Raw genomic sequence first — 23,663 nt, 5'->3', positions numbered from 1 at the left:
TCTCCTTGGCCTGACGCCGCCGCGGGTGTCTGATGGTGAACTGTGGAACAGCAGCCCACCCGAGCACCCGCAGACGGTGTCGACACGGCCGTCGAGACCATCTTCCGCATCGAGTCCCCGCGCATCATCGCGGGCGTCGCCCGGATCGTGCGTGACGTCGGCATCGCCGAGGAACTCGCGCAGGACGCCCTGGTCGCGGCGCTGGAGCAGTGGCCGAGGGACGGCGTGCCGGACAATCCCGGCGCCTGGCTGACGGCCACGGCCAAGCACCGGGCGATCGACCTCGTACGCCGCCGGGAGCGTTACGCGCGCAAGCTGGAGGAGGTCGGGCGGGACCTCTCGCTGTCCGCGCCGCACCACATCGACGAACCCGCCGATCCGGACGACATCGACGACGACCTGCTCCGGCTGGTCTTCACCGCCTGCCATCCCGTCCTGTCCGCCGAGGCCCGCATCGCGCTGACGCTGCGGCTCCTCGGCGGGCTGACGACGTCCGAGATCGCCCGCGCCTTCCTCGTCCCGGAGGCGACGATCGCCCAGCGCATCGTGCGGGCCAAGCGGACGCTGGCGACGAAGGGGGTCGCCTTCGAGGTGCCGTACGGCCCTGACCGCGAAGCCCGGCTCGGGTCCGTACTGGAGGTCATCTACCTCATTTTCAACGAGGGGTACGCGGCCACGGCCGGCGACGACCTGCTCCGTCCGGCGCTCTGCGAGGACGCGCTCCGGTTGGCCCGCGTGCTCGCCGAGCTGATGCCCAAGGAGCCCGAGGTGCACGGTCTCGCCGCCCTGCTGGAGCTCCAGGAGTCCCGGGCGGCCGCCCGCACCGGGCCCGGTGGCGAACCCGTCCTCCTCAAGGACCAGAACCGCCGCCGCTGGAACCGCATGCTGATCCGCCGCGGCTTCACCGCGCTGGGCCGCGCCAACGCCGTCGCCACCGGCAGCCCGGGGCCGTACGCCCTCCAGGCCGCCATCGCCGCCTGCCACGCGCAGGCCTACACCTACGAGGACACGGACTGGCGGCAGATCGCCACCCTGTACGGCCTGCTGGCGGCCCGCACGCCCTCTCCGGTCGTCGAGCTGAACCGTGCCGTGGCCGTCTCCATGGCCGACGGGCCAGGCCCCGCCCTGGAGATCGTGGACGCCCTCGCCGGTGAACCCGCCCTGCGCGACTACCACTTGCTGCCCAGCGTGCGCGGTGACCTGCTCGCGCGGCTGGGGCGTACGACGCAGGCGCGGGCGGAGTTCGAGCGGGCGGCCTCGCTGGCGCGGAACGAGCGGGAGCGGGAACTACTGACGGCACGGGCCCGTGAGCTGCGATGTTCGTGAAGTTCCCGTTCGGTAACCCCGTTCCCAACGTGATCACCAAGGGCTTACAGTGGCGCCGCTGCCGTACACGGGAATGACGCTCTCCGTTCACCCCGTAGGCCCCCGTGAGGCGTGGTCCGGCAGCCCATCGCACCTACCTGGGGGGGGTACACCCATGAAAATCTCCACGCGCCGCAGACTCGTGGCGCTCACCGCGGTGACGGCCCTGGCGGCCGGCACCGCGATCGCGCTGGCACCGGGCGCGTCGGCCGACGTCGCCGGGTGGCCGGCGACCGACGGCCGGATCGCCGTGTCCAACGACGGCATCATGTCGGTGGACGTCAACGGCAACGACGAGAAGCGCATCTCGGGCAGCACCGACGACGTGTCGCCTGCCTGGTCGCCCGACGGCAGCCGCGTGGTCTTCGAGATCGCCGGATCGCTGGACACCATCAGCGTGACCGGCAGCAGCAGGACGCACGTCTACGAGGGGGCCGACAGCGGCCCCTCGGCGTCCCATCCGACGTACTGGACCTACGGACGAGCGATCGTCTTCTCCGCGGCCAAGAAGCTCTACTCCGTTCAGGCCGGCGGCGGCACCGCGGTCCGGCTGCTGGCCACCGGCGGCTGCGACCTCGTGCCGAGCGGCGACGCGACCGGCAAGCTGCTGGCCTTCCAGCGCAACGGCACCGGCTGCACCACCACTACGCCGTCGGTCGTGCTCTACAACGCCACCACCAAGACGGAGACCAAGCTCGCCGCGGGCGGCTCGCCCGCCCTCTCGCCCGACGGCACCAAGGTCGCGTTCGTCCGTACCGTCGACGGTCATCGCCAGCTGTTCTCGATCAACACCGACGGCACCGGCGAGCGCCGCCTGACGAACGACACCGGCGACTACGACACCCCCTCGTGGGCGCCCGCGAGCGACCGGCTCGTCGTGCACTTCAACCGGCCCATCAGCGGCGGCCGCCAGGAGAGCAACGTCGTCATGACGATCACCGCGGACGCGGTGACGGAGGGCCAGCCCTTCCCGTGGGGCGGCCGTTCGCCCGCCTGGCAGCCGCTGCGCAAGAACACCGTCGCCCGTGTCTGGGGCGCCGACGTCTACGGCAGCAACGTCGCCGCGTCCCGCTGGACCTGGAACACGGTCGGCAAGAGCGAGCCGGGCCTGATGAACGCCTCGTCCGCCGTGCTGGTCTCCCAGAGCAGCCAGCCGTACGCGCTGACGGCCCCCGCCCTCGCGGGGAAGAAGCACGGCCCGGTCCTGATGACCCCGGGCAGCTCGCTGTCGACGTCCGTCCAGAACGAGCTCAAGCGGACTCTCAAGCCGGGCGCGAGCGTCTACCTCGTCGGCGGTACGTCGATCCTCAGCAGCTCCGTCTCCTCGAAGATCTCCGCGCTCGGCTTCACCCCGAAGCGGCTGGCGGGCACCTCGCGCTACTCGACTTCGGTGGCCGTCGCCAAGTCGATCACCAGCGCGCCGGACTACGTCTTCATCGCGACCGGTACGGACTACCACTCGGCGCTCGCCGCGGCGTCCGCCGCGGGTGCGGACGGGACGAGCGGCAAGGCCGTCGTCGTGCTCAACGAGGGCAACACGCTGACGGCGTCCGTGAAGTCGTACCTCAACAGCCTGGACCCGCGTGACACCTACATGATCCCGGTCGGCGGTACGGCGAAGTACGCGCTGACGCACACGAGGTTCTCCAACTGGCCGTCGTCGTACACCTATTACCCGGTCACGGCGAGCACCAACGCGGGCACCGCGGTCGCCCTCGCGCGCTTCTGGTGGGGCGGTCCGGGCACCGTGGCCCTGGCCTCCACGGACAGTTGGCTCGGTGGCACCTCGGCCGCGGCGGCGATGAACGTGTTCGGCCCGCTGCTGTGGACGGACGTCGCCGGCCTCTCCTCCGAGACCAAGTCCTACCTGGTCAACGGTGCCGCGAACATCAACGACGTGAGTGTCTTCGGCGGCACCGGTTCGGTGTCGGCGGCGGCGCTGAACTCCGCGGGTACGGCGATCAGCGCGAGCAGCAGCCAGTGGACGTACGCGCCGTACTACAACGGCATGGCGCCGATGGCGAGTTCGTACTCCTCGGCCGGATCGGCCGCGGGTGCTCCGGCGGTGCGGACCGGCACGGCGCCGCGGCCCGTCGCCGAGCCTGACCTCGGTGCGCTCAGCGCCCGCCACCAGCAGTAGGCGGCTGTGCGGGTGCCCCCACCAGCATGGTCGGGGCGCCCGCCACCCGGGTCAGGAACACCGTCGCGGACCGGGGGCCCCGCGGCTTCACCTTCCGCCGCAGCTCCTCCGGCTCGACGGCCGACCCGCGCTTCTTCACGGTCAGGACGCCGACCTCCCGCTCCCGGAGCAGCGCCTTCAACTTCTTCATGTTGAAGTGGAGTTGATCGGTGATCTCGTAGGCGGAGGCGTACGGTGTCGGGCGCAGTTCGTCAGCGGTGACGTAGGCGATCGTCTCGTCGACCAACCCGCCGTCCAGATCCTCGGCCACCTCGGCGACGAGGTGTGCGCGGATGACGGCGCCGTCCGGTTCGTACAGATAGCGTCCGACCGCTCGCACCGCCGGATTCGGCAGCCCGCGTCCGCGCAGCTCGCGCGGGCCGGGCAGCAGAGTGGCGCGTACCAGGCCGGGCTCCGTGCCGAACCACAGCACCGCCTCCTTCACGTCGCCGCCGTCCGAGATCCACTCGGCCTCCGCCTCGGCGGGGATCGCCTCGTGCGGGATGCCGGGGGCGATCTTCAGGGCGGCGATCGGAGCCCGCAGGGCCGCCCCGACCGCCCAGGACAGCGGCGGCGAGTACCCCTCCGGGTCGAAGATCCGGCCCCGGCCGCCGCGGCGCGCCGGGTCCACGAAGACCGCGTCGTACGACGAGGTGTCCACCTGCGTCACATCCGTCTCGCGCACCTCGATCAGGTCCGCGAGCCCCAGCGCGTCGGCGTTCGCGCGGGCGGCGGCGGCCGTCAGCGGATCGCGGTCGACGGCGAGTACACGGATTCCGGCGCGGGCCAGCGCGATGGCGTCGCCGCCGATGCCGCAGCAGAGGTCGGCGACGGAGCGGACCCCCAGCGCGCGCAGCCGCTCGGCGCGGTGTGCCGCCACGGTCGTCCGGGTGGACTGCTCGACCCCGTTCGGGGTGAAGAACATCCGTCCGGCGTCCTCGACCCCGAATTTCGCCACCGCCCGCTGCCGCAGCCGTGCCTGTCCGAGGGCCGCCGAGACCAGTTCGGCGGGGTGCTCGCGGCGCAGCCGGGTGGCGACGGCCAGTTCCTGTGCCGGTTCGGTGGCGCGGACCTCGTCGAGCAGGGCGCGGCCCTCGGCGGTGAGGAGGGGGGCGAAGGAGGCGTCGTTCACCCGGCCATTGTGGGCCAGTCGGTGGACGGTGTGCTTCCGGCGGCGGTGTCGGGGCCTTCGCGGGGGCGGTGACCTGGGAGGATCCGGCTCCATGCGACCCGTACGACAAAATGATAAAAACGGCGCAAACGGGGCCGGTGCGTGCTGGGGAGTCGGCGTGCTCGCCCTCGCCCTCCTCGTCTCCGGCTGTGCCGAGAACGGCTCCGGCGCAGGCGCCGACGGAGCCAAGCCGGTCCACGGCCCGCAGGTCGGGCTCCAGGCGCCCCCCGTCCGTGCCCTAGCCGCGTACGCCTCCCGGCTCCGCATGGCGCAGGCCCGGCGCGCCGCCGTCGCCAGGCGCTGGGGGTTGGCCGAGGTGCCGCTGACACCCCCGGCACCGCCCGCCGGTAAGCCGGTCATCGAGCCCCGCAAGGGGTTCGAGGTGGACGACCAGGAGGAGCTGGGACTGCCGCCGGTCTTCACGACCGTCCCCACCAAGGACAAGGTCGTCTTCCTCACCGTCGACGACGGCGAGGAGAAGGACCCCGCGTTCCTGCGGATGATGAGCGACCTGAAGATCCCGTACACCGCCTTCCTCAGCGACTACCTCGTCGAGGACGACTACGGGTACTTCCGGAGGATGCGCGATCGCGGCATCACGCTCAACAACCACACGCTGCACCACCTCTATCTGCCCGCCCTGTCCTACGAGCGGCAGAAGCACGAGATCTGCGGCGTGCAGGACGTGATGGAGAAGGAGTTCGGCAGGCGCCCGACCGTCTTCCGCCCGCCGTACGGCAACTACGACCAGGACACCCTGCGCGCCGCCAGGTCCTGCGGCATCAAGTACGCGCCCATCTGGGACGAGGAAGTCTTCGTCGACCACTGGGAGTACCGCGAGGAGGACCAGGACCTGCACCCCGGCGACATCGTCCTCACCCACTTCAGGGGCCGCGAGGACTGGAAGGGCACCATGCCCGACATGGTCCGTCGCTTCCTGAAGACGGTCACGGCCAAGGGGTACGCGGTCGCGCGCCTGGAGGACTACCTGTGAGGGTGCGGGCACGGGTGCGGGTGCCGGTCGCCGCCCTGCTCGTGGCGGTGCTGCTCAGCGGCTGCGCGCAGTCCGTCGACCCCATCGAGCGGCTCGGCAAGAAGGCGGCCCAGCGGGTGCGTCCGCAGGAGTCGGCGTACCGCCGCTGGGGTCTGGCCACCCCGCTCGCCCCGGCGCCGAAAGTACCCGCCCGGACCGCCGCGCGCACCGCGGGTCCGGGACTTCCGCCCGTCGTGGACCATGTGCGCACCCGCGACAAGGTGGTCTTCCTGACGTACGACGACGGGGCGGAGCGCGATCCGCGGTTCGTCGACATGGTCCGCGAACTGCGGCTGCCGGTCAGTGTGTTCCTCACGGACAGTGTCGTCGGGCCGGGGTACGGGCACTTCGCACGGCTGCGCGCGGTCGGCGCGAGCGTCCAGAACCACACCCTCGACCACGCCTCCCTGCGCGGTCTGCCCTACGCCGGCCAGCGCGCCGAGATCTGCGGACAGCAGGACAAGCTCAGGCGGCGCTTCGGTATCCGGCCCCGGCTGCTGCGGCCTCCCTACGGCCGGTACGACGAGACCACCCGGCGGGCCGCCGCCGACTGCGGGGTCGCCGCGATCGTCCTGGGCCGGGCGGCCGACGCGCACAGGCTCCGGCCGGGTGACATCCTCGCCGGCTTCGGCGAACCGAATCTCACGGACGCCACGCTCCGGCTGCTCCGCCGGATCCAGCGGGAGGGCTTCACTCCGGCGCGGCTGGAGAACTACCTCTAGTCGGCGGGAGAAGCTCCTCCAGGGGGCCGCCGTTCGGCGCGGCCGGAGAGCTACCTCCAGCGGGCCGCCGTTCGGCGGGATCCGACGCCGTTCGGGCTGCGCCACGCCGACGCCTTTGGCACTCCGCTTGACCGAGTGCTAATCGCAGTCATAGTCTCAGGTCTGGCACTCCCCCCTGGAGAGTGCCAATAGCGACAGGCAGATCCGGCACCCGCGACGACGGATCCACCTGGTCGCCACCTCAGACAGTTAACCCCGTGAGATCTCCGAAGGGGGAGGTCGGATCGTGACGACCACCAGCTCCAAGGTTGCCATCAAGCCGCTCGAGGACCGCATTGTGGTCCAGCCGCTCGACGCCGAGCAGACCACGGCCTCTGGCCTGGTCATCCCGGACACCGCCAAGGAGAAGCCCCAGGAGGGCGTCGTCCTTGCCGTGGGTCCGGGTCGCTTCGAGGACGGTAACCGTCTTCCGCTCGACGTCACCGTCGGCGACGTCGTGCTGTACAGCAAGTACGGCGGCACCGAGGTGAAGTACAACGGCGAGGAGTACCTCGTCCTCTCGGCTCGCGACGTGCTCGCGATCATCGAGAAGTAATTCACCCGGTAAGGGCGTTCGGGGTCATTCCCCGGACAACCCCGCACCAAGCATTGCAGTGAACTGCGCCCCTGGCCCCCGCTACCTTTGATGAACCGGGCGCTGGGGGCGCCGTTCGTTTCTCCCAAGTTTTCCGAGAGGGCTGAACCGCTCCCATGGCGAAGATCCTGAAGTTCGACGAGGACGCCCGTCGCGCCCTTGAGCGCGGCGTCAACAAGCTTGCCGACACGGTGAAGGTGACGATCGGCCCCAAGGGCCGCAACGTCGTCATCGACAAGAAGTTCGGCGCCCCCACCATCACCAACGACGGTGTCACCATCGCCCGCGAGGTCGAGCTCGACGACCCGTTCGAGAACCTCGGCGCGCAGCTGGTGAAGGAGGTGGCGACCAAGACCAACGACATCGCGGGTGACGGTACGACCACCGCCACCGTGCTGGCCCAGGCGCTCGTCCGCGAGGGCCTGCGCAACGTCGCCGCCGGCGCGTCGCCCGCCCTCCTGAAGAAGGGCATCGACGCCGCGGTCAAGGCCGTCTCCGAGGAGCTCCTCGCGACGGCCCGCCCGATCGACGACAAGTCCGACATCGCCGCCGTGGCCGGGCTCTCCGCCCAGGACAGCCAGGTCGGCGAGCTCATCGCCGAGGCGATGGACAAGGTCGGCAAGGACGGTGTCATCACCGTCGAGGAGTCCAACACCTTCGGTCTGGAGCTGGACTTCACCGAGGGCATGGCCTTCGACAAGGGCTACCTGTCCCCGTACATGGTGTCCGACCAGGAGCGTATGGAGGCCGTCCTCGACGACCCGTACATCCTCATCCACCAGGGCAAGATCAGCTCCATCCAGGACCTGCTGCCGCTGCTGGAGAAGGTCATCCAGTCGAACGCCTCCAAGCCGCTGCTGATCATCGCCGAGGACGTCGAGGGCGAGGCCCTGTCGACCCTGGTCGTGAACAAGATCCGCGGCACGTTCAACGCCGTCGCCGTGAAGGCCCCCGGCTTCGGTGACCGCCGCAAGGCCATGCTCGGCGACATCGCCACCCTCACCGGTGGTCAGGTCATCGCCGAGGAGGTCGGCCTCAAGCTCGACCAGGTCGGCCTGGACGTGCTGGGCAGCGCCCGCCGCGTGACCGTCACCAAGGACGACACCACCATCGTCGACGGTGGCGGCAGCTCCGACGAGGTCCTCGGCCGCGTCAACCAGATCAAGGCCGAGATCGAGAACACCGACTCCGACTGGGACCGCGAGAAGCTCCAGGAGCGCCTCGCGAAGCTGGCCGGCGGCGTGTGCGTGATCAAGGTCGGCGCCGCCACCGAGGTGGAGCTCAAGGAGAAGAAGCACCGTCTGGAGGACGCCATCTCCGCGACCCGCGCCGCGGTCGAGGAGGGCATCGTCTCCGGTGGTGGCTCCGCGCTCGTCCACGCCGTGAAGATCCTCGAGGGCAACCTCGGCAAGACCGGCGACGAGGCCACGGGTGTCGCGGTCGTCCGCAAGGCCGCCGTCGAGCCGCTGCGCTGGATCGCCGAGAACTCCGGCCTGGAGGGTTACGTCATCACCGCCAAGGTCGCCGAGCTCGACAAGGGCCAGGGCTTCAACGCCGCGACCGGCGAGTACGGCGACCTGGTCAAGGCCGGCGTCATCGACCCGGTCAAGGTAACCCGCTCCGCCCTGGAGAACGCCGCCTCCATCGCCTCCCTGCTCCTCACGACCGAGACCCTGGTCGTCGAGAAGCCGGCCGAGGACGAGGGCGACGCCGGTCACGGCGGCCACGGGCACTCCCACTGACACACACGGAGAGCGCCGCCAGGCCATGAGCCGGCGCTGACGTCCCCCAGCGGGGGTGCCGTCGGCTGAACCGGTCCCGGCGACTTTGCCCCGCCGTTCTGCGGCGGGGCAAAGTGCTGTCAGAAGGTCGGATGCGCATCGGGCGGACAGGCGAAGGCGAGTCGGCCGTTCCCGACGCTCGCGGCGGGCAAAGGCCCGGATCGACCGCGGTACCCGCGCTGGGCGCCGGGCCCTGGCCCGGTCGTGCTTCGGACAGCCCCTCGGCCGTGTCGAACCGGTTCGTCAGTCGCGGCGGATCAGCTCCGGATCGATCCGGCGGCCGGCCAGCGGCAGTGAGCCCGCTGCCGCGGCCACCACCACTCCCGCCACCGCCAAGGACAGCAGGGGGATGCCGGCGACATCCCAGCGGATCGCCCCGCCACCGGTGACCAGGTAGCTGGACTCGGCGAGTTTCCCGGTGACGGCCGCCAGGGCGAGACCGAGACCGAGCGGCAGTACCACCTGGAGGCACTGCACGGCCCGCATGGTCCGTGTCCGGGCACCGATCAGTGTGATGGCGGTGACCTGCGCCCGGCGTTCGACCGCGCGGTCGGTCACGGACACCAGGAACGCGGCCACGCCGATGACCAACCCCATGATCATGCCTAGGGCCAGCAGGGTTTCGACGACCGATATTTGTTCGAGTCCCTGGACGTTCAGTCCGACCAGCTCCACCTCGGCGATCGGGGCGATCGCCCCGATGCCGTCGAGGACCTTGCGGACCTGGCCAGGCTCCGAGCTGCTGGTGAGCACGAGCTCGGCGTCACGGGGGCGAGTGTGTTCAGGCAGTGCCGACGGAGGAACGAGAAGCACGGCGTCGCCCACGGCGGATGCGGAGTACCCGCTGTAGACGATCCGGGCGGCGGGAAAGCCGATGTCGAGGTGCCCGGCCTTGCTCCCCGAGAGACGGAACCGGAAGGGCGTGCCTGGCTTCACGCCGGATCCGACGCTGGAATTGGGGTCGACGAGCCGCATCACCTTGCCGTCCACGCAGCCCTCGGAGCGCCGGACCATGCGGTCCAACTGCGCACAGCTGGCGATCAGGGCGGTGGCCGACGAAGCGAACGCGTCCCCAGGGCTCTTCCTCTCGAAATCGACCCAGGAGTTCATCGTGACGGCGTGGGTGCGAACACCGGCCATGTCGCCCAGTTCCCTCTGCTGGCTCGAGGCGAGGGCGGACAGGGACAGGGAGTAGTCCTGCACGGGTCCGGACGGCCGGCTGACCTGTTCCAGCTGGATGAGAACACCCTGAGCGAGCGAGGCGGCGTAGACGAGGAGCACGAGACCGGTGACGACCCGCATCGTGCTTCCGGGCTCGGCCTCATTGCGTCGCATCGCCAGGTTGAGCGTGAGGGACTGGGTGGAGGCCGCCACCCGGCGGGCGAGAACGTACGAGATCAACGGGAGCGTGAGCACGAGCCCGACTCCGGTCAGCACGACGCCGCCGACCACGAGCAGCGCGTTCACGCCCACACTCGACGCGGGGTGTCCGAGCAGACCGCTGATGCAGAAACCGGACACGATGCCCATACCGGCGACAAGGAGGAGAGCGCCCCACTTGGACGGTGGCCGCGGGAGCGCGGTGCGGCGTACGGCCAGCGGGTTGGCGGCGGCTTCCCGCGCACTCTTGCGGCCGACGAACCAGGCCAGCGCCGGGCAGCCGATCAGACACACGGCGACGGTCGTCGTGGACAGGGCACCGTCGCCCGGATACCACCGCAGCGCGGGCAGTCCCGTCCGGGACATCACCTGGTTGAGAACCCAGTACTCCCCGAGGCCGAGTACGGCGCCGAGCAGTGCGGCCATCACGGTCTCCGCGGCGTTCACACGCTGGGTGCCCTTGACACTGAGGCCCAGCAGGCGCAGCGCCGCCAGGCGCCGCATGCGGCTGGCGGCGGATAGACGCGCACAGACGGTGAGGAAGATCCCCAGGGGCAGCAGAACCAAGGTGGCCAGAGCGAAGCGCACGTCCGTCAACGTGGACGGTTCCACGGCAGGGGACGGGGCGTAGTCGTACCCGAACCCCTTCAGGATCCGGCCCTCGTGGGCGATCCGGCCGCGCGTGGTGCCGATGTACGCGTACAGCTCGTCCGGGTGCGCGAGCCCGGCTCCCGCGATGGTTCCCTTCTCACGTCCGGGCAGCAGCCCCTTGACGGCGGGTGCCTCGCGCAGGAGGTCGTGGACCCGCGGCGAGACGAACACCTCGCCGGGGCCGGGGAGCCGGGGCAGACCAGGTGGGGCCGACCGTGTTCCCTCGGTGCCCCGGGCGATGAACACGCGGGTGAACGGCCTGGATCCGTACGCGTCGGAGCGCTGGACGACGAGCGTGCCGTCCGCCGACCCTTTGGAGGAGGTGACGGGCTGTCGTGCTGCGGCCCGGCCGTCGTGGGCGTGCAGGATCGCCGGAACGGTGAGAACGAGGGCCAGGCAGCAGACACCGATGGAGCCTCCGGCCGCCATCAGGAAGAAACGTGTGCGGTTGCCTCGGCCTGCGCCGAGGAGCAGCCGCAGGCCGAGCAGGAATTCGGTCACGCCGCACCTCGCGGCGTGAGTATCCCGTCCGCCATCGTGTAGCGGGTGTCGGCCTGTGCGGCCACCCCGTGGTCGTGCGTCACCAGAATGACGGCGGTGCCCTGTGAGCGGGCCAGCCCGAGGAACTCCTTGAGTACGGCGGAGGCGTTGGCACTGTCCAGGGAGCCGGTCGGCTCGTCCGCGAAGACGACCGCGGGCTGGTGGACCAGGGCGCGTGCCACCGCGGCGCGCTGGCTCTGTCCGCCCGAGACCTGTGAGGGCCGGCGGTGACGCAGCTCGCCGAGGCCGAGCCGCTCCAGCACTTCACCCGCTCTGGCGAGGGCGGGCCGCTTGCGCTGTCCGGTCAGGCGCAGTGGCAGTGCGGTGTTCTCCTCGATGGTCAGTTCCGGCAGCAGTTCGCCGTACTGGAAGACGAACCCGAAACGTTCCCGGCGCAGGGCGCTGATCTCGTCGTCGGAGAGGTCACCGAGCGAGCGCCCTTCGAAGCGCACCTGGCCGCGGGTGGTGGGCAGCACCCCGGCCAGGCAGTAGAGAAGTGAGGACTTGCCGGAGCCGCTCTGCCCTGTGATGGCCACGACCTCACCCGGGGCGACCGAGAGGTGGGCTTCGCGGACAGCCGGCTGGTTGCCGTAGGAGAGGTCGACTCCCGCGGCTGAAATGATGTCTGACGTACTGATGGCTTCCCCCAAGAAGCGAGCGGGCCCAGGAGCATGTGTCCCTGGGCCCGCGGTGCTGTCGAAGCGCCGACTACCTCTGGTAGTGCTTCGTCGACGAACAGTTGTCAGGGTTGAGCGAGCCCTTGTCACGGCAGACGCGGATGTAGGCGTCATCGGTGTGCAGAGCGGCGCCGTCCCAGTTCAGCTTGTCGAGCGGGACGCTGTGCTTCTGCGTGCCGCTGTAGCGGCTCCAGTCGTAGCCCTCGACACGGACCTGTATGTAGACGTTGTGACCGTCACCGTTGTCGGTGTCGTTCAGGTTGCCCGCCCACTCGAAGGCGCCGTGGTTCTGGTTCGAGGGCCAGAAGGCGTACTGGCCGCTGGTGAACGAACCGCCGCCGGTGGTCAGCGGAGTGATGGTGTGCCATGAGACGGCGGCCGCCGTCCCCGCGCTGACGGCGAACAGGCCCGCGGCGATCGCGCCGACTGCCAACTTGCGCATGTTTGCGTCCCGTTGTTGTGTAAAACCCCGGATGGTCAGGTCCGGAGCCGTCGTGAACCTAGCAGCCGTGAAGGAGGGGCAATGGCATGGTCAATTCGATTCAGTCCACTTTCGATCATGTTTCGAGATGGGCGACTTTGCCTCTGTTTGGCCTTTGCTTGGCTTTGACTTGCCCGCTATCTGAGCTTTTTCTAACGTATGGTGACGAATCGTCAGTTGTGAGCGGTCGGGAATTCGGTACCGTCGCACCACTGGCCGCGACTGCCCAGACGGTCTTGCCGGGGGCGGATCGTTCCCCGTAGTTCGGCGTCCCGGCCGGGCGCCCGGCCGTGGCTGACTGAGTTCGCGGCCGGCTCGGCGACGATCAGCTCGACGGTGTCGTGGATCGGGCTGCCGTGAGGCCGGCCCCGGACGTCCATCTGGTGCGAGGCGAGACGGCGGGCCGGACGGGCGCCGCGCGGGGTGGGGCTGAAGTGGAGGACGAAGGTGGTCATGACCCGAAGATCCCGTCTCCGGGAGGTCTCCGACCAGGTGTGACGGGCCTACGGACACCTTCTGCAGGGGTGGCCTCGGGGTTTGTGGGGGGTGCCGGCCCGTGGGCGCGAAAACCCGGGCGGCGGCATCGACCGGGCATGTATCGGTTCTCCGGACTCGTACCGGATCCTTGTACCGGTCGAGTGGTACCGTAAGGCTGTACCACTTCTTGGGAGGATGAGTCCATGGCCATCACCGCCAGCGAGGCCCGAGCCAGGCTGTTCCCGCTCATCCAGCAGGTCAACGACGATCACGAGCCGGTCGAGATCACCTCCAAGGGCGGCAACGCCATACTGATGTCGGCCGACGACTTCCGCTCCTGGCAGGAGACCATCTACCTGCTCCGCAGCCCTGCCAACGCCGCTCGCCTCATGGCGGCCGTCGCCGAGGACAAGGCCGCCGAGACACCGTTGATCACCAGGCCCATGGACGAGCTGACGGCCATGGCGGAGGACGGGCAGTGAGGGATGTGCGATTCCGTCCCACCGGATGGGAGGACCTCCTCTACTGGCAGTCCGCCGACAAGAAGCTGTTCGGCAAGCTGATCCGCCTGATCAGGGAGATCCAGCGCGACCCTTTCACGGGGATCGGCAAACCCGAACCGCTGAAGGGTGAGCTGTCGGGCTACTGGTCACGCCGGATCGACGACGAGCACCGGCTGGTCTACCGGGCCACCGAGAAAGAAATCGTGATCATCAAGGCTCGGTACCACTACTGAGGGATCGCCGCGCACAGGCCCGTGTGGGGCGACTGCGTCGAAGTCCTGCCGCGGTGGTTGATGCCCTGCAGCACCTGGTACTCGCGTCGGGCAGCCCGGTCCACCTTCGCGCGCTGCTCCTCGGAGGCGGCGGCTCCGGTGTCCTCGCCGTACAGGAGGCGGTTCTGCCAGTAGTGGAGGCCTGTTGTCGCCTGGACACCGGGACCTCCATGAAGGTGCCCGTGTGAGTGCCGTTCATGGCCCACCGCATGCAAACGCAGCCGCCCTCCGCCAGGTACGCCTCGCCGGAAAACGCGAAGCCGAAGTCACTGCGGCACATTCCGATTTTGCTCCGCACCGGCGACCGGGCGCGTGCTCAGGCCACCCGGACCGCCGACAACGCAAGGAAAGTACGGACGGTCACGCTCAGAGCTTGTCGTCGCGCACCACGTCCAGGTCCGTGAACGTCGGCATCCCGTCGCAGAGCGCCACCATCTCCTGGAAGATCGTCTCGGTCTCCGGAAGCTTCGAGTTCCGCATCGCCTCTTCGTACGACGGGAACTCCACGATCTCCACGAAGTGGTTCGCGTTGGAGCGGTCCTTGCCGATGACGCTGTGCGTCGCGGTCCGTGTCCCCTTGGTCTTCTCGACCCATGTGTCCATCAGCTGGTTCAACTCGTCGAACCGACTGGTTTTGCAGTCAATCAGCTGTACGAAAGTCATGGCGCCGCCTCCGGCTCCCCTGGTCCGGTTGAATCGGTCGAATCACCCTCAATCCTCCCACCGGAGGGGCGACACCACCCACCGCACGATCATCGCGAGCGTCCGCCCCGCGATCCCCGCGCCCCACGTGATCGCCCTTTCTGGGGGCCGTACTTCACTGGGGTCCGTACTTCCGCCCGGTCTTCGACGTGATCCCGCCCAGCAACGCCCGCGGGGTCACCTTCACCACGCCCATCAGCACCTTGTAGCGCGGATCCGGGACGGACAGGGTTCTTCCGCGCGCCAGATCGGCGAGCGCGGCTGCGACCAGCTTGTCGGCGTCGAGCCACATCCAGTTCGGAATGTTGTCCGTTCCCATGCCGGCCCGCTCGTGGAACTCGGTGCGCACGAAACCGGGAGCGAGCGCCATCAGTCGCACCCCGCTGCCCGCGAGATCCTTCGCCGCGCCCTGCGTGAACTGCACGACCCACGCCTTCGACGCCCCGTACGTACCCCGGGGCACGAACGCGGCCACCGACGCGACGTTGACGACGCCGCCCCGGCCGCGCTCCCGCATGGCCTCGGTCGCCGCCGACGTCAGCCGGAGCACCGCCTCGCAGTGCACCTTGAGCATCTTCAGCTCGTCCGCCATCGATACGTCCAGATAGCGGCCCTTGTTGCCGAAGCCGGCGTTGTTGACCAGCAGGTCGACCGGGTGCTTGCGGTCGGAGAGACGGGCGGCCACCGCTTCGATGCCCTCGTCCGTCGCCAGGTCCGCCGTGAGCACCTCCGCCTCGATGCCGTGCCGGTCGTGCAACTCGGTCGCCTGCTCCCGCAGCCGCTTCGTGTCCCGCGCCACCAGCACGAGGTTGTGCCCGTCCGCCGCCAGCCGCCGCGCGAAGGCGGCACCGATTCCCGCGGTCGATCCCGTAATCAGAGCCGTTGTCATGGCGCAAGGTTAGTGACCGGCCGGGGCCCCCGCCGCCCGGTGCCGCCCAACGCCCGACCGCGCTCCACGCGTTCCCCGCACCCCGGCCGCCAAGGGAACGGACACCCCATGGACATCCCTGGGGTGCCGCTCGGGCCGCCCCTAACCGCCGTACTTCGCCACGCACTCCAGAGCCGTCTTCCGCGACTCGGTGTGCAGTGCGCTGCCCGCCGCCAACAGCCTTGGCAGCAGCTCCCGTTCGGTCGTCGAGGCGCGGAACTGGACGGCGACGGTGACATCGTGGCCGGGTCGGTGCGCGATCTCGATCGGGTCCCCGGAGCGGATCTCACCGGACTCGATCACCCGCAGATAGGCGCCGGGCGCGCCCCGCTGCGTGAACCTCTTCACCCAGCCCCTCTCGCCAAGGTGCTCCTGGAAGGTGCGGCAGGGGATGCGCCCGCAGGTGACCTCCAGGACGACATCGGAACCTATCCGCCAGCGCTCGCCGATCAGCGCGCCGGACACGTCGAGCCCCACCGTCGTGAGGTTCTCGCCGAACACGCCGTTCGGCAGTGCCCGGCCGAGCTCGCGCTCCCAGCCGTCGAGGTCCTCGCGCGCGACCGCGTAGACGGCCTGGTCGTCACCGCCGTGATGCCGCAGGTGGCACACCGCGTCCCCGGCGAGCCCGCTCCCGCCGACGCCCTTGGGCCCCGGTGCCGTCACGCGTACCGGCCCGTCGACCGGTCGCTTGTCGATGCCGGTCATGCCCTCCGGCTGGTCCGTGTACTCGACGGACCGCGCCCGGCCCAGGTTCAGCGACAAGAGCTTCATGGCACCAAGCTAGGTGATACAGCCCAAAGCGTCGACGCGATATTCGCCGCCCCATCCAAGATGCGCTTATGCTCGAACGGTGATCGAGGCCCGTCATCTCCGTGTCCTGCGCGCCGTCGCCACCACCGGATCCTTTTCGGCGGCGGGCCGCGAACTGGGCTGCACCCAGCCCGCCGTCAGCCAGCAGATGAAGGCACTGGAGTCGTCCGTCGGCACCCCCCTGCTCGTCCGGACGGGACGCGAGATGCGTCTCACCCAGGCGGGTGAGGCCCTCGTCAAGCACGCCACGAGCATCCTGGCCGGCCTCACGGCCGCCGAGGAGGAGGTCGCCGCGATCGCCGGTCTGCGCGCTGGCCGCGTCCGGCTGGTCTCTTTCCCCAGCGGCAGTTCCACCCTCGTTCCCACGGCCCTCGCCGCGCTGCGCGCCGCTCACCCCGGCACCCGCGTCTCCCTGGAGGAGGCCGAACCGCCCGAGTCCGTCGAGAAGCTCCGGGCCGGCGACTGCGACATCGCGCTCGCGTTCCGTTACGAGGGCGCTCCAGGCGTCGAGGAGTGGGACGACCTCGTCGTACGGCCCCTGCTGATGGACCGCCTTGTCGGTCTGGTGCCCGAGGGACATCCGCTCGCGCGGGCGGAGTCCGTCTCGATCGGCGAGTTCGCCGGTGAGTCGTGGATCGCAGGCTGCCCACGCTGCCGTGGCCAGCTCGTCGAGGTCTGCCGCGACGCCGGTTTCGAGCCTCGTATCGACTTCGCCACCGACGACTATCCGGCCGTGGTCGGGCTCGTGGGCGCGGGACTCGGCGTCGCCGTCCTGCCGGAGCTCGCGATCGAGTCCGTGCGTCCGAAGGGGGCGCGCACCGTGACGGTGGAGCCCGCGGTGCGCCGCGAGATCGTCGCTCTCACCCTGCCGGACCTCGCCGAGGTGCCGGCGGTGGCCGCGACGCTGGACCGGCTGGCACGGGCGGCGGCCCGCTAGGGGCCTCCCCGCACGCACAGCCCATGCGCACAGCCCCGTCTATGTACAGCCCTGTCTACGTACGGTCCGGCGCGCTGTAGACGCCTGCTTGGTACGCACCTGCCCGCACGCACCTGCCCGTAAGTGCCTGCCGTTGCACCTTCAGGGCAGAAACGTTCCTTCAGTTGTTCGAAGCGGCAGCGTTTCCGGTGGCCGATGCCGAGACCAGTCGGTTGCGTGCCCGTCCCATGAGTTCTTCGCGCTCGTCCTCGGTCAGTCCGCCCCACACGCCGTACGGTTCGCGCACCGCCAGGGCGTGTGCCGCGCATTCCGCGCGCACCGGGCATCTCATGCAGACCTCTTTGGCCGAGTTCTCACGAGCGCTCCGTGCCGCACCGCGCTCGCCCTCCGGATGGAAGAAGAGCGAGCTGTCGACCCCGCGGCAGGCCGCGAGGAGCTGCCAGTCCCAGAGGTCCGCGTTCGGACCGGGAAGGCGGGAGAAATCTGCCATTGCGTGTCCCCTTGTTGCCGTTCTGGGCTGCTCTGTGCCCACCGACCGTACATCTACGATCTAAGGAGATGAAAATATGACTCATTGCGAATCTAGCCTCAGACACCAGCAAATGGGAAGAAAACAGGCTAAATGGGGCATGGGTTGTGATGAAACGTTGAGGGTCGGCGCGCATGTCTGCACCGTGTCCGCGCCCTCACGTACAGTGCCGATGACGGCCGACTGCCCCGTAACTCTTTCGAGTGACCATCGTTGAGATGGCTGAGGCGGTTGAAGGAACAAGCGCTCGGGTAGGCGGTCATATCCGCCTGCGAGTGTCGACCGCACAGGTGACGATTCGTAACAGCCTGGAGGCTCAAGGTGACGCGCATCAGCTGCGGAGGACGGTCATGACATCCGTCCTCGTCTGCGACGACTCCCCGCTTGCCCGAGAGGCGCTCCGCCGTGCGGTCGCGACCGTGCCCGGTGTCGAGCGCGTGACGACGGCGGCCAACGGCGAGGAAGTCCTCCGCCGCTGGGGAGCCGACCGTTCGGATTTGATTCTGATGGACGTACGTATGCCCGGACTGGGCGGCGTGGAGACGGTCAGGCGGCTGCTGTCCGCCGACCCCGGTGCGCGCATCATCATGCTCACCGTGGCCGAGGACCTGGACGGTGTGGCACTCGCCGTCGCCGCCGGCGCCCGCGGCTATCTGCACAAGGACGCCTCGCGGGCGGAGCTGCGTGCCACCGTGACCCAGGCGCTCGCCGACCCGACCTGGCGGCTCGCGCCGCGCAGACTGCGTTCGGCGGAGATGGGCGCCGCGCCCACCCTCACCGCGCGTGAGATCCAGGTCCTCGAGGGAATGAGCCACGGCCGCTCGAACGCGGAGATCGGCCGTGAGCTTTTTCTCTCCGAGGACACGGTCAAAACCCACGCCCGGCGGCTCTTCAAGAAGCTCGGCGCCTCGGACCGGGCGCACGCGGTCGCGCTCGGATTCCGGTGGGGCCTGGTCCGCTAGGTGAGTCGCCTCGCGGGTATCACAGCAGTAGTCCCTGCCCGCCGGACGGCGGGTGGGGCCGGGCCCTCGGAGAGAGCCTCTTCGGTGTCCGATCCCCGTTTCCCGGCGGATGCCGCATCCTTGAGGTGTGGAGTTCCTTGGGGACAAGTCGGTCGAGCGGAAGGGGAGGGCGCAGGAGATGAGTTCCGGCGCACCTGCTCATAACGCTTCGGTGCACAACTATGGACGCGGTGCCACGGACAGGACGACGTCAAGGCACCATGGACCGATGCGTGAAGACGAGACGACGGGGATCGGTGCGCTCGTCCATCGCGCGGTCGACGGTGACGAACAGGCCACACACGACCTGCTCGCCCACGTACACCCGCTCGCGCTGCGTTACTGCCGCGCCCGTCTGTCCCGGCTTCCGGGGGACGCGCGGCACTTCGTGGAGGACCTGGCGCAGGAGGTCTGTGTCGCGGTGCTCCTGGCGCTGCCGCGCTACAAGGACACCGGGCGCCCCTTCGAGGCGTTTGTCTTCGCGATCGCCGCGCACAAGGTCGCCGACCTCCAGCGCGCCGCGATGCGCCATCCGGGGTCCACGGCCGTTCCGTCCGACGAGATGCCGGAGCGGCCCGACGACTCCCTCGGCCCCGAGGAGCGCGCGCTGCTCAGCAGCGACGCCGAGTGGGCCAAGAAGCTCATGGCCAACCTCCCCGAGAACCAGCGCGAGCTGCTCCTTCTGCGCATCGCGGTGGGCCTCACGGCCGAGGAGACGGGCCAGATGCTGGGAATGTCACCGGGCGCCGTCAGGGTGGCCCAGCATCGGGCGCTCAGCCGGCTGCGGGCGCTGGCGGAGCAGTAGGAATGCGTCCGGTCGCGGCGACGCGACCGGGGCGGCATGTTCCCAACGCGTCGACCGGCTCCCGGTCGACCCCCGTCCGGAGCGGCACGTTCCGGTGATGCCGACCTGCACCCGGTCGGGCGACCCGGTTGAGCGTGCCGCCACGCCGGATCCCTTTCCTTCCGCAAATTGCAGGCAAAAGGTGGCGGGCCCCGGCGGCGCCGGACCGGCTCGCCGAGGACGGTCGGCGCCTTCCCCTCCACCACGGAGTCGGGGTGCCGGCCGGCGAAGACCCACCCGGGCGGAGCGCTCCCGGCCAGGGCCTCGGCGCCTTCTCCGGGCACGGGTCTGAACGGGGACGACCTTCATCCCGTACGAACATACGAAGCCGAAGCCCACCCTCAACCGTGGAATGAGAGAGCCATGCTTCCCGTTAGCATGGACATCCGCACCGATCAAGGCCATTTGGGGAAGGTGTCATGACTGCCAACGTCGACGGAGTGCCCGCCAAGTTCGCGACACTCGGGCTGACCTACGACGACGTGCTGCTGCTGCCGGGCTCGTCGGACATGGCGCCCGACCAGATCGACACCGCCTCGCACATCTCGAAGAACGTCCGGGTCAACATCCCGCTGCTGTCCGCCGCCATGGACAAGGTCACCGAGTCGCGCATGGCGATCGCGATGGCCCGCCAGGGTGGCGTCGGTGTTCTGCACCGCAACCTGTCCATCGAGGACCAGGCCAACCAGGTCGACCTGGTGAAGCGCTCCGAGTCCGGCATGGTGACCGACCCGATCACCGTCCACCCGGACGCCACGCTCGGCGAGGCCGACGCGATCTGCGCCAAGTTCCGCATCTCCGGTGTCCCGGTCACCGACGGCGGCGGCAAGCTGCTCGGCATCGTCACCAACCGCGACATGGCCTTCGAGACCGACCGCTCGCGCCAGGTGCGCGAGGTCATGACGCCGATGCCGCTGGTCACCGGCAAGGTCGGCATCTCGGGCAACGACGCGATGCAGCTGCTGCGCCGTCACAAGATCGAGAAGCTCCCGCTGGTCGACGACGCGGGCGTCCTCAAGGGCCTCATCACGGTCAAGGACTTCGTCAAGGCCGAGAAGTACCCGATGGCCGCGAAGGACGCCGAGGGTCGCCTGCTGGTCGGCGCGGCCGTCGGCGTGGCGGGCGACGCCTTCGAGCGCGCCCAGGCGCTGATCGAGGCGGGTGTCGACTTCATCGTCGTCGACACCGCGCACGGCCACTCCCGGCTGGTCGGCGACATGGTCGCCAAGATCAAGTCGAACTCCTCGGGCGTGGACGTCATCGGCGGCAACATCGCCACCCGTGACGGCGCGCAGGCCCTCATCGACGCCGGTGTCGACGGCATCAAGGTCGGTGTCGGCCCCGGTTCCATCTGCACCACCCGTGTCGTCGCCGGCATCGGCGTACCGCAGGTGACGGCCATCTACGAAGCGTCGCTCGCCGCCAAGGCGGCCGGCGTCCCGGTCATCGGCGACGGCGGCCTCCAGTACTCCGGCGACATCGCGAAGGCCCTGGTCGCGGGCGCCGACACGGTGATGCTCGGCTCGCTGCTCGCGGGCTGCGAGGAGTCCCCGGGCGAGTTGCTCTTCATCAACGGCAAGCAGTTCAAGTCGTACCGCGGCATGGGCTCCCTGGGCGCCATGCAGTCCCGTGGCGAGCAGCGCTCCTTCTCCAAGGACCGCTACTTCCAGGAGGGCGTCGCCTCCGACGAGAAGCTCGTCCCCGAGGGCATCGAGGGCCAGGTGCCCTACCGGGGTCCGCTCTCCGCGGTCGTCCACCAGCTGGTCGGCGGTCTGCGCCAGTCGATGTTCTACGTCGGCGGCCGCACCGTGCCCGAGCTCCAGGACCGCGGCCGGTTCGTCCGCATCACCTCGGCGGGTCTCAAGGAGAGCCACCCGCACGACATCCAGATGACCGTCGAGGCGCCGAACTACAGCCGCAACAAGTAGTCACCCGTACACGTGAACGGGCTTTCACGCGCGCGTGAAGCCCACGACAAGGGCGGCCCCCGAACCTCGGGGGCCGCCCTTGTCGTGGGCGTCGGGGATACTGGGAGCGCAGAAGCGAAGACGGAAAGGCCACAACGTGACTGAGATCGAGATCGGGCGCGGCAAGCGCGGCCGCCGGGCGTACGCCTTCGACGACATCGCCGTCGTCCCGAGCCGCCGTACGCGGGACCCGAAGGAGGTCTCGATCGCCTGGCAGATCGACGCGTACCGCTTCGAGCTGCCCTTCCTGGCCGCCCCGATGGACTCGGTCGTCTCCCCGGCCACCGCGATCCGTATCGGCGAGCTGGGCGGCCTGGGCGTCCTGAACCTGGAAGGCCTCTGGACGCGGTACGACGACCCGCAGCCGCTGCTGGACGAGATCGCCGGGCTGGACTCGGAGACCGCGACCCGCCGCCTCCAGGAGATCTACGCGGCTCCCATCAAGGAGGAGCTGATCGGGCAGCGCATCAAGGAGGTGCGCGACTCCGGAGTCGTCACCGCCGCAGCGCTGTCCCCGCAGCGCACGGCGCAGTTCTCCAAGGCCGTCGTCGACGCGGGCGTGGACATCTTCGTCATCCGCGGTACGACGGTGTCGGCCGAGCACGTCTCCGGTGCCGCCGAACCGCTGAACCTGAAGCAGTTCATCTACGAACTCGACGTCCCGGTGATCGTCGGCGGCTGCGCCACGTACACCGCGGCCCTGCACCTGATGCGTACGGGCGCGGCCGGTGTCCTGGTCGGTTTCGGCGGCGGCGCCGCGCACACCACGCGCAACGTGCTGGGCATCCAGGTCCCGATGGCCACCGCCGTCGCGGACGTCGCCGCGGCCCGCCGCGACTACATGGACGAGTCCGGCGGCCGGTACGTGCACGTCATCGCCGACGGCGGTGTGGGCTGGTCCGGCGACCTCCCCAAGGCCATCGCCTGCGGCGCCGACTCCGTGATGATGGGCTCCCCGCTCGCGCGCGCCACCGACGCGCCCGGCCGTGGACACCACTGGGGCATGGAGGCGGTGAACGAGGAGCTGCCGCGCGGCAAGAAGGTCGACCTCGGCACCGTCGGCACCATCGAGGAGATCCTCACCGGTCCGTCGCACATCCCGGACGGCTCGATGAACATCTTCGGCGCCCTCCGCCGCGCCATGGCGACCACCGGCTACAGCGAGCTGAAGGAGTTCCAGCGCGTCGAGGTGACGGTCGCGGACTCCCAGCACAAGCGCTAGCTCGTACGTCTGTACGTTCCCGTACCGGCCTGGCCTGTGCGTCTGTACGTCTGTACGCGGGAAGGGCCCGTCCACCGAGTGGTGGACGGGCCCTTCCCGTGCGAGGTCGTCCCGTCAGTTGCCCGTCAAGGGCATCCTCAGAGACCGGCCTTGCGGGTGCCCTGGAATGCCACGTACGCCGCGATCGCGAAGAAGGCGAAGGTCAGCGGGTCGGCGTTGTCCTTCCACGCCTGCTGGACCACGTCGAAGTGGTCGAAGAAGATCGTGCTGAAGCCGAGGCCGGTCTCCTTGGCACCGATCATCGCCTCGCCGATCAGCTGGCCGAGGTAGATCGCCGCCACGGACACGATCACGCTGACCACCGGCAGGGTCTGGTTGCGGCCGCCGAGGCGGCCCGCGGCGATGCCGACGAGGAAGCCGACTCCGACTGCGGCGTAGCCGATCTCGTGCTTCGTGAGGCCGATGACGAGGCCGTACAGGACCGCGGATACCACGCCGGCGCCGACAGCGGCGACGGCACCGAGCGCGAAGTTGTTGCGCGCGGGGGCGGCCGGGGCGACGGGCGCGACCGGGAAGCCCGGCTGGGGCGCGCCCTGCGGGACGGTCTGCTGCGGGACACCCGGCTGCGGGACGGGCGGCTGATCGGTGGGCTGATCCGCGTACGGGTTCTTGTCGACCGGTGGACCGGACGGCGGCGTCGACTGACTCATGTGGTTCCCCCCAGGGATGCGGGCGCACCGTGGTGTGCGCGTGGGATGTCACCGCACAGCTGCGGGCGCCCGGGACTCGGGCGCACGTGTGTGCGAGAGCTGCCGCAGATTAGCAGGGGGGAGTGACAATCCGTGAGGGGAATTCCA

The 23,663-nt window shown here is 69.7% G+C and carries 24 protein-coding genes; 13 read left to right on the top strand and 11 right to left on the bottom strand.

All coding sequences use genetic code 11. The annotated features are described in order from the left end of the window. Positions 1 to 42 precede the first annotated feature (42 nt). Both ACFYR3_RS09850 and ACFYR3_RS09845 read left to right on the top strand, forming a co-directional pair. Positions 43 to 1,326 carry an RNA polymerase sigma factor gene (locus ACFYR3_RS09850; protein WP_355844030.1) on the top strand — a complete coding sequence of 428 codons (1,284 nt, stop codon included), beginning with the start codon at positions 43 to 45 and terminating at the stop codon, positions 1,324 to 1,326. Between the two features lie 154 nt (positions 1,327 to 1,480). Continuing rightward, positions 1,481 to 3,505 carry a cell wall-binding repeat-containing protein gene (locus ACFYR3_RS09845; protein WP_389282330.1) on the top strand — a complete coding sequence of 675 codons (2,025 nt, stop codon included), beginning with the start codon at positions 1,481 to 1,483 and terminating at the stop codon, positions 3,503 to 3,505. On the opposite strand, the gene ACFYR3_RS09840 is transcribed toward ACFYR3_RS09845, so the two are convergent. Then, positions 3,483 to 4,676, bottom strand: a complete 1,194-nt coding sequence (locus ACFYR3_RS09840; protein WP_389282328.1) for a methyltransferase domain-containing protein — start codon at positions 4,674 to 4,676, stop codon at positions 3,483 to 3,485. The two genes, ACFYR3_RS09845 and ACFYR3_RS09840, sit on opposite strands and share 23 nt — an antisense overlap. Positions 4,677 to 4,767: 91 nt before the next feature. On the opposite strand from ACFYR3_RS09840, the gene ACFYR3_RS09835 reads away from it, so the two are divergent. The 4 genes from ACFYR3_RS09835 to groL all read left to right on the top strand — a co-directional run bounded on the left by ACFYR3_RS09835 (position 4,768) and on the right by groL (position 8,846). Further along, a complete protein-coding gene (locus ACFYR3_RS09835) occupies positions 4,768 to 5,709 on the top strand; it encodes a polysaccharide deacetylase family protein (RefSeq protein WP_389282326.1) in 942 nt (313 codons plus the stop codon). Further along, positions 5,706 to 6,470, top strand: a complete 765-nt coding sequence (locus tag ACFYR3_RS09830; protein WP_389282324.1) for a polysaccharide deacetylase family protein — start codon at positions 5,706 to 5,708, stop codon at positions 6,468 to 6,470. Before ACFYR3_RS09835 ends, ACFYR3_RS09830 begins: the two co-directional genes overlap by 4 nt. A 286-nt stretch (positions 6,471 to 6,756) precedes the next feature. Beyond that, the gene (gene groES, locus ACFYR3_RS09825; protein ID WP_261705370.1) at positions 6,757 to 7,065 is read left to right on the top strand and encodes a co-chaperone GroES; all 309 of its coding nucleotides are present in this window, start codon (positions 6,757 to 6,759) and stop codon (positions 7,063 to 7,065) included. Between the two features lie 155 nt (positions 7,066 to 7,220). Then, positions 7,221 to 8,846, top strand: coding sequence for a chaperonin GroEL (gene groL, locus ACFYR3_RS09820; RefSeq protein ID WP_355844042.1), 1,626 nt, complete (start codon positions 7,221 to 7,223; stop codon positions 8,844 to 8,846). A gap of 282 nt (positions 8,847 to 9,128) precedes the next feature. Here the strand turns inward: groL and ACFYR3_RS09815 are convergent, their stop codons facing one another. From ACFYR3_RS09815 to ACFYR3_RS09800, 4 genes are all read right to left on the bottom strand, one after another. After that, entirely contained in the window at positions 9,129 to 11,417 is a 2,289-nt protein-coding gene (locus ACFYR3_RS09815) for an ABC transporter permease (RefSeq protein ID WP_389282322.1), read from the bottom strand. Next, positions 11,414 to 12,106: an ABC transporter ATP-binding protein gene (locus tag ACFYR3_RS09810; protein ID WP_355844048.1), complete on the bottom strand. Its 693-nt coding sequence runs from the start codon at positions 12,104 to 12,106 to the stop codon at positions 11,414 to 11,416. Before ACFYR3_RS09810 ends, ACFYR3_RS09815 begins: the two co-directional genes overlap by 4 nt. Before the next feature lie 58 nt (positions 12,107 to 12,164). Further along, positions 12,165 to 12,575 carry a hypothetical protein gene (locus ACFYR3_RS09805; protein ID WP_355844051.1) on the bottom strand — a complete coding sequence of 137 codons (411 nt, stop codon included), beginning with the start codon at positions 12,573 to 12,575 and terminating at the stop codon, positions 12,165 to 12,167. 212 nt (positions 12,576 to 12,787) lie between these two features. Further along, on the bottom strand, positions 12,788 to 13,069 hold the full coding sequence (locus ACFYR3_RS09800) for a hypothetical protein (protein ID WP_389282319.1): 282 nt from the start codon (positions 13,067 to 13,069) through the stop codon (positions 12,788 to 12,790). Between the two features lie 225 nt (positions 13,070 to 13,294). On the opposite strand from ACFYR3_RS09800, the gene ACFYR3_RS09795 reads away from it, so the two are divergent. Together ACFYR3_RS09795 and ACFYR3_RS09790 are read left to right on the top strand one after the other, a co-directional pair. Continuing rightward, positions 13,295 to 13,573, top strand: a complete 279-nt coding sequence (locus tag ACFYR3_RS09795; RefSeq protein WP_355844056.1) for a type II toxin-antitoxin system Phd/YefM family antitoxin — start codon at positions 13,295 to 13,297, stop codon at positions 13,571 to 13,573. Continuing rightward, the gene (locus ACFYR3_RS09790) at positions 13,570 to 13,827 is read left to right on the top strand and encodes a Txe/YoeB family addiction module toxin (protein ID WP_355844059.1); all 258 of its coding nucleotides are present in this window, start codon (positions 13,570 to 13,572) and stop codon (positions 13,825 to 13,827) included. Before ACFYR3_RS09795 ends, ACFYR3_RS09790 begins: the two co-directional genes overlap by 4 nt. Here the strand turns inward: ACFYR3_RS09790 and ACFYR3_RS09785 are convergent. The 4 genes from ACFYR3_RS09785 to ACFYR3_RS09770 form a co-directional block, all read right to left on the bottom strand. Beyond that, positions 13,821 to 14,072 carry a hypothetical protein gene (locus ACFYR3_RS09785; protein ID WP_389282407.1) on the bottom strand — a complete coding sequence of 84 codons (252 nt, stop codon included), beginning with the start codon at positions 14,070 to 14,072 and terminating at the stop codon, positions 13,821 to 13,823. The two genes, ACFYR3_RS09790 and ACFYR3_RS09785, sit on opposite strands and share 7 nt — an antisense overlap. Before the next feature lie 160 nt (positions 14,073 to 14,232). Then, the gene (locus ACFYR3_RS09780; protein ID WP_355844065.1) at positions 14,233 to 14,529 is read right to left on the bottom strand and encodes a hypothetical protein; all 297 of its coding nucleotides are present in this window, start codon (positions 14,527 to 14,529) and stop codon (positions 14,233 to 14,235) included. Positions 14,530 to 14,683: 154 nt separating this feature from the next. Further along, positions 14,684 to 15,457, bottom strand: coding sequence for an SDR family oxidoreductase (locus tag ACFYR3_RS09775; RefSeq protein WP_355844068.1), 774 nt, complete (start codon positions 15,455 to 15,457; stop codon positions 14,684 to 14,686). A gap of 141 nt (positions 15,458 to 15,598) precedes the next feature. Then, positions 15,599 to 16,267: an MOSC domain-containing protein gene (locus ACFYR3_RS09770; protein ID WP_389282316.1), complete on the bottom strand. Its 669-nt coding sequence runs from the start codon at positions 16,265 to 16,267 to the stop codon at positions 15,599 to 15,601. 79 nt (positions 16,268 to 16,346) lie between these two features. On the opposite strand from ACFYR3_RS09770, the gene ACFYR3_RS09765 reads away from it, so the two are divergent. Then, positions 16,347 to 17,243 carry a LysR family transcriptional regulator gene (locus tag ACFYR3_RS09765; protein WP_355844074.1) on the top strand — a complete coding sequence of 299 codons (897 nt, stop codon included), beginning with the start codon at positions 16,347 to 16,349 and terminating at the stop codon, positions 17,241 to 17,243. Positions 17,244 to 17,403: 160 nt separating this feature from the next. Here the strand turns inward: ACFYR3_RS09765 and ACFYR3_RS09760 are convergent, their stop codons facing one another. Then, positions 17,404 to 17,733 (bottom strand): WhiB family transcriptional regulator, encoded by a 330-nt coding sequence (locus ACFYR3_RS09760; RefSeq protein WP_261705375.1) that lies wholly within the window; start codon positions 17,731 to 17,733, stop codon positions 17,404 to 17,406. 389 nt (positions 17,734 to 18,122) lie between these two features. Between ACFYR3_RS09760 and ACFYR3_RS09755 the strand changes: the two genes are divergently transcribed. The 4 genes from ACFYR3_RS09755 to ACFYR3_RS09740 all read left to right on the top strand — a co-directional run bounded on the left by ACFYR3_RS09755 (position 18,123) and on the right by ACFYR3_RS09740 (position 22,806). Then, positions 18,123 to 18,734: a response regulator transcription factor gene (locus ACFYR3_RS09755; protein ID WP_003948568.1), complete on the top strand. Its 612-nt coding sequence runs from the start codon at positions 18,123 to 18,125 to the stop codon at positions 18,732 to 18,734. Positions 18,735 to 19,002: 268 nt separating this feature from the next. Next, on the top strand, positions 19,003 to 19,578 hold the full coding sequence (locus ACFYR3_RS09750; protein ID WP_315903658.1) for a sigma-70 family RNA polymerase sigma factor: 576 nt from the start codon (positions 19,003 to 19,005) through the stop codon (positions 19,576 to 19,578). A gap of 458 nt (positions 19,579 to 20,036) precedes the next feature. Then, the gene (guaB, locus tag ACFYR3_RS09745; protein WP_355844078.1) at positions 20,037 to 21,545 is read left to right on the top strand and encodes an IMP dehydrogenase; all 1,509 of its coding nucleotides are present in this window, start codon (positions 20,037 to 20,039) and stop codon (positions 21,543 to 21,545) included. Positions 21,546 to 21,681: 136 nt separating this feature from the next. Beyond that, entirely contained in the window at positions 21,682 to 22,806 is a 1,125-nt protein-coding gene (locus ACFYR3_RS09740) for a GuaB3 family IMP dehydrogenase-related protein (protein WP_328553915.1), read from the top strand. A gap of 137 nt (positions 22,807 to 22,943) precedes the next feature. On the opposite strand, the gene ACFYR3_RS09735 is transcribed toward ACFYR3_RS09740, so the two are convergent. Beyond that, the gene (locus tag ACFYR3_RS09735) at positions 22,944 to 23,516 is read right to left on the bottom strand and encodes a hypothetical protein (protein WP_355844081.1); all 573 of its coding nucleotides are present in this window, start codon (positions 23,514 to 23,516) and stop codon (positions 22,944 to 22,946) included. Positions 23,517 to 23,663 lie beyond the last annotated feature (147 nt).

Source organism: Streptomyces sp. NPDC005784, assembly GCF_042871525.1.
GTDB lineage: Bacteria > Actinomycetota > Actinomycetes > Streptomycetales > Streptomycetaceae > Streptomyces.
The sequence above is the reverse complement of the archived record's forward strand: the minus strand, read 5'-3'. Positions and strand labels throughout refer to the sequence as shown.

What these genes read in the sequence shown, in the direction of transcription:
- ACFYR3_RS09795 (WP_355844056.1), top strand. Translation starts at nt 13,295, where the DNA reads ATGGCCATCACCGCCAGCGAGGCCCGAGCCAGGCTGTTCCCGCTCATC.
- ACFYR3_RS09760 (WP_261705375.1), bottom strand. Translation starts at nt 17,733, where the DNA reads ATGGCAGATTTCTCCCGCCTTCCCGGTCCGAACGCGGACCTCTGGGAC.
- ACFYR3_RS09770 (WP_389282316.1), bottom strand. Translation starts at nt 16,267, where the DNA reads ATGAAGCTCTTGTCGCTGAACCTGGGCCGGGCGCGGTCCGTCGAGTAC.
- ACFYR3_RS09845 (WP_389282330.1), top strand. Translation starts at nt 1,481, where the DNA reads ATGAAAATCTCCACGCGCCGCAGACTCGTGGCGCTCACCGCGGTGACG.
- ACFYR3_RS09750 (WP_315903658.1), top strand. Translation starts at nt 19,003, where the DNA reads ATGCGTGAAGACGAGACGACGGGGATCGGTGCGCTCGTCCATCGCGCG.
- guaB (WP_355844078.1), top strand. Translation starts at nt 20,037, where the DNA reads ATGACTGCCAACGTCGACGGAGTGCCCGCCAAGTTCGCGACACTCGGG.
- ACFYR3_RS09755 (WP_003948568.1), top strand. Translation starts at nt 18,123, where the DNA reads ATGACATCCGTCCTCGTCTGCGACGACTCCCCGCTTGCCCGAGAGGCG.
- ACFYR3_RS09780 (WP_355844065.1), bottom strand. Translation starts at nt 14,529, where the DNA reads ATGACTTTCGTACAGCTGATTGACTGCAAAACCAGTCGGTTCGACGAG.
- ACFYR3_RS09805 (WP_355844051.1), bottom strand. Translation starts at nt 12,575, where the DNA reads ATGCGCAAGTTGGCAGTCGGCGCGATCGCCGCGGGCCTGTTCGCCGTC.
- groL (WP_355844042.1), top strand. Translation starts at nt 7,221, where the DNA reads ATGGCGAAGATCCTGAAGTTCGACGAGGACGCCCGTCGCGCCCTTGAG.
- ACFYR3_RS09800 (WP_389282319.1), bottom strand. Translation starts at nt 13,069, where the DNA reads ATGACCACCTTCGTCCTCCACTTCAGCCCCACCCCGCGCGGCGCCCGT.
- ACFYR3_RS09775 (WP_355844068.1), bottom strand. Translation starts at nt 15,457, where the DNA reads ATGACAACGGCTCTGATTACGGGATCGACCGCGGGAATCGGTGCCGCC.
- ACFYR3_RS09835 (WP_389282326.1), top strand. Translation starts at nt 4,768, where the DNA reads ATGCGACCCGTACGACAAAATGATAAAAACGGCGCAAACGGGGCCGGT.
- ACFYR3_RS09735 (WP_355844081.1), bottom strand. Translation starts at nt 23,516, where the DNA reads ATGAGTCAGTCGACGCCGCCGTCCGGTCCACCGGTCGACAAGAACCCG.